Annotated in this window: 3 protein-coding genes; 1 reads left to right on the top strand and 2 read right to left on the bottom strand. The window is 74.2% G+C overall.

The window, feature by feature from the left end; all coding sequences use genetic code 11:
- Both ACOJUF_RS17800 and pdxH read right to left on the bottom strand, forming a co-directional pair.
- Nucleotides 1-1,362, bottom strand: a 1,362-nt coding sequence (locus ACOJUF_RS17800) for an MFS transporter (protein ID WP_420123157.1), incomplete at its 3' end; no start/stop codon positions are given.
- Complete coding sequence (pdxH, locus tag ACOJUF_RS17795; protein ID WP_420123156.1) at nt 1,359-2,042, bottom strand: pyridoxamine 5'-phosphate oxidase; 684 nt, start codon at nt 2,040-2,042, stop codon at nt 1,359-1,361. The genes pdxH and ACOJUF_RS17800, both read right to left, overlap by 4 nt.
- A gap of 311 nt (nt 2,043-2,353) precedes the next feature.
- On the opposite strand from pdxH, the gene ACOJUF_RS17790 reads away from it, so the two are divergent.
- Complete coding sequence (locus ACOJUF_RS17790) at nt 2,354-3,460, top strand: citrate synthase 2 (RefSeq protein ID WP_420123155.1); 1,107 nt, start codon at nt 2,354-2,356, stop codon at nt 3,458-3,460.
- Nucleotides 3,461-3,514 lie beyond the last annotated feature (54 nt).

The raw sequence follows: 3,514 nt of genomic DNA, 5'->3' as shown, positions 1-3,514 counted from the left end.
GCCGTGGACCAGGTCGGCCACCCGGGGTCCGCCCGCCACCACCACCGTGAACACGCCCTGCATCCGGCCGCGCATGTCGTCGGTCGCGTTGACCTGCAGGATCGTCGACCGGTAGACGGCGCTGACCAGGTCGGCCCAGCCCCCGACGGCCAGGAAGATCGCGGCCAGCCAGAGGATCGAGGTGGACCCGTACGACGCCATCGAGGCGCCCCAGAGGACGATGGCAGCGACGATCGCGATGCCCTGGCGATGCACCCGGTGGATCCAGCCACCGGTGAGCCCGCCGATCAGGGCACCCACGGCCAACGCGGCGTTCAGCACGCCCAACTGGTAGCCGCCGCCCACCGCCCCGCCGAATGTCTCCTCCGCCATCTGCGGGAACAGGGCTCTGGGCATGCCGAAGACCATGGCGATGATGTCGACGACGAACGTCATCAGCAGCAGGGGCTTGAGCCAGAGGTAGCGCAGGCCGTCGACGACCTTGGCCCGCCCCCGCCGACCGCCCAGCGGCGGGATCGGCGGCAGCCGCAGCACGGCGTACAGGATCGCGACCAGCGTGAGCGCGTCGATGAAGTAGAGCCAGGCCAGGCCGACGAGCGGGATCAGCACGCCGACCAGCAGCGGGCCGACGATCACCCCGATGCTGAACACCGTCATGCCCAGGGCGTTGGCCGACGGCACCAGGTCGACCGGCACGATGCGCGGGATGATCGCGCTGCGGGTCGGTTGGTTGACGGCGAAGAACGCCTGCTGCAGCGCGAGCAGGGCGAACACGGTCCACACCGACTCGCTGCCCCCCAGCGCGGCCAGCCACAGCCCGACGCTGGTCACCGCGATACCGGTCGAGGTGATGATCAGCAGCGTGCGCCGGTCGTAGGTATCGGCGATCGCCCCGCCGAGCAGGCCGAAGATCACCAGCGGGACCAGCGCGACCAGCGAGGCGAACCCCACCCAGGCCGAGCTGCCGGTCAGGTCGAACACCTGCTGCTGCACGGCGACGGCGGTGATCATCGACCCGACCACGGTGAAGACCTGCCCGATGAACAGCCGGCGGTAGGCCGGCACGCCCAGCGGCCGCAGGTCCGGGCCGACCCGGCGCCAGGACCGTGCCGGCGCCGCCGGCGCGGTCCCGTCCGGACCGTCCCCGGCCGGATCGTCCCTGCCCGGATCGTCCCCGACCGGATCGTCCCCGCCCGGGAGGTCACCGGGCGTCGCAGCCGCGGTGGGCACGGCCACCCCGGGCCCGGCCCGGTCGTCCCCGGCCGGAGCGGCGGACGGTCCGGCGGTGGTGGTCGCGGGCGCGGTCCGGACCGGGTCGGGATCGGGGTCGTCGATGTCGTCGGTCGGCGGCCGGGGCGTCATGGGGCCAGACGCTCGACGACCCAGCCCCGGTCCGTCCGGCGGAACCGGAGCCGGTCGTGCAGCCGCGAGCGCCGGCCCTGCCAGAACTCGACGGTCTCCGGCACGATCCGCCACCCACCCCAGAAGTCCGGCAGCGGAACGACTCTCGCGTCGGGGGCATCGTCGACCGACCCGCCGAACCGGTCGGCGACCTGGGCCTGCAACCGCTCGAGCTCGGCCCGGTCGGGCAGCACCGACGACTGCGGGCTGGCCCAGGCGCCCAACCGCGAGGCGCGCGGGCGGGTCGCCCAGTACTGCTCGGTCAGCTCGGGCGACACCCGCTCCACCGAACCGCGCACGTGCACCTGCCGCTGCAGCCCGATCCACGGAAAGGTCGCCGCGGCGCGTGGATTCGCCGTCAGGTCGCGGCTCTTGTCCGAGCCGAGGTTGGTGTAGAAGACGACCCCCGCCTCGTCGACGCCCTTGCAGAGCACGCTGCGGCTGGCCACCTCGCCGACGGGGGAGGCGGTCGCCAGGACCATCGCGTTGGGCTCGGGCAACCGGGCGACGATCGCGTCGTGCAGCCAGCGGTCGAACTGGGTGACCCAGTCCGCGGCCAGGTCCTCCTCGGCCAGCCCGGCCAGCGAGTAGTCCTCGCGCATGGCGTCCATCCGCGTCCGGTCCGTCTCGTCATGCTGCATCGTGATCGTCCTCAATCGCGTCCACCGAGCGGCCCGCCCGTCGGGCCGTCGCGCCCGATCCGACGCTACGCCGGGCCTCCGGCGGCCCCGACCACCCCGCCACCGACGGTAAAGGCGTGACCAAGGCCACCTTTCGAGGGCTGGCCCTACCGCCGGGACCGCAGGCATTGTGAGGTGACCGTGAGGCGCCGCCCACCAGCGCGTCACGCCCGCCGACCGGCCCCCGACCGGGGCCGGACGCGGACCGCTTTCCGGCTCGGCCCATCCCCGGCGCACCGGCGCTCCGGCTCACCCTCGGCGTGGAGGTACAGATGGCAGCGAATGGTTTCGTTCCGGGCCTGGAGGGTGTGGTCGCGTTCCACACCGCCATTGCCGAGCCCGACCGCGACGGCGGATCCCTGCGGTACCGCGGCGTGGACATCGAGGATCTCGTGGGCCGCGTCGGCTTCGAGGACGCCTGGGCCCTGCTCGTCGACGATGCCTTCGGCGCGCGGCTGCCCGTGGAGACGGCCCCGCCGGCGTTCCGTTCCGGCGACGTCCGGGTGGACGTACAGGCGTCGTTGCCGCTGCTGGCGCCCGCCCGCGGGTTCGGCCCACTGCTCGACATCAGCGACGAGCAGGCCCGGGACCACCTGGCCCAGACGACCGCGGCGGTGCTGTCCTACGCGGCGCACTCGGCGCGCGGCGAACGGCCCGCGGTCCCGGCCGACGACCTCGCGGACACCGCCGGCGTGGTCGAGCGCTTCGTCCTGGCCTGGACCGGCGAGATCGACCCGGTCCGGGTCAAGGCGCTGGACGCCTACTGGGTCTCGGCGGCCGAGCACGGGATGAACGCCTCCACGTTCACCGGCCGGGTGGTGGCCTCGACCGGCGCCGACGTGCCGGCCAGCATCGCCGGCGCGATCGGGTCGATGTCGGGCCCGCTGCACGGCGGCGCACCGGCCCGCGTCCTGCCGATGGTCAAGGAGGTGGAGGCCAGCGGGGACCCGCACGGTCTGGTCACCCGCATCCTGGACAACCACGAGCGGCTGATGGGCTTCGGCCATCGCGTCTATCGCGCCGAGGACCCGCGGGCCCGCGTGCTGCGGCGGACCTGCCGGGAGCTGAACGCGCCCCGCTACGAGGCCGCGGCCGCACTGGAGCAGGCGGCGCTGGCCGTGCTGCGCGAGCGCCGGCCGGACCGCGCGATCGAGACCAACGTCGAGTTCTGGGCCGCGGTCATCCTCGACTTCGCCGGCGTGCCCGCCGCGATGATGCCGGCGATGTTCACCTGCGCCCGCACCGCCGGGTGGAGCGCGCACATCCTCGAGCAGAAGCGGCTCGGGCGCATCGTCCGGCCGTCCGCGGTCTACGACGGCCACGGTCCGCGCGGCGTCGACGCCGTCGCGGGCACCCCCGCGCTGGCCGTCACCGGCTGACCCGCCCGGCCCGGGGTGGGCGCACGCCGGCCGGGGCAGCGCACCCCGGCCCAG

The sequence above is a fragment of the Nakamurella sp. genome (assembly GCF_048594475.1).
Classification (GTDB): domain Bacteria; phylum Actinomycetota; class Actinomycetes; order Mycobacteriales; family Nakamurellaceae; genus Nakamurella.
The sequence above is the reverse complement of the archived record's forward strand: the minus strand, read 5'-3'. Positions and strand labels throughout refer to the sequence as shown.

Excerpts from the sequence above, each read along its gene's own strand:
- pdxH (WP_420123156.1), bottom strand. The coding sequence starts at position 2,042 with ATGCAGCATGACGAGACGGACCGGACGCGGATGGACGCCATGCGCGAG.
- ACOJUF_RS17790 (WP_420123155.1), top strand. The coding sequence starts at position 2,354 with ATGGCAGCGAATGGTTTCGTTCCGGGCCTGGAGGGTGTGGTCGCGTTC.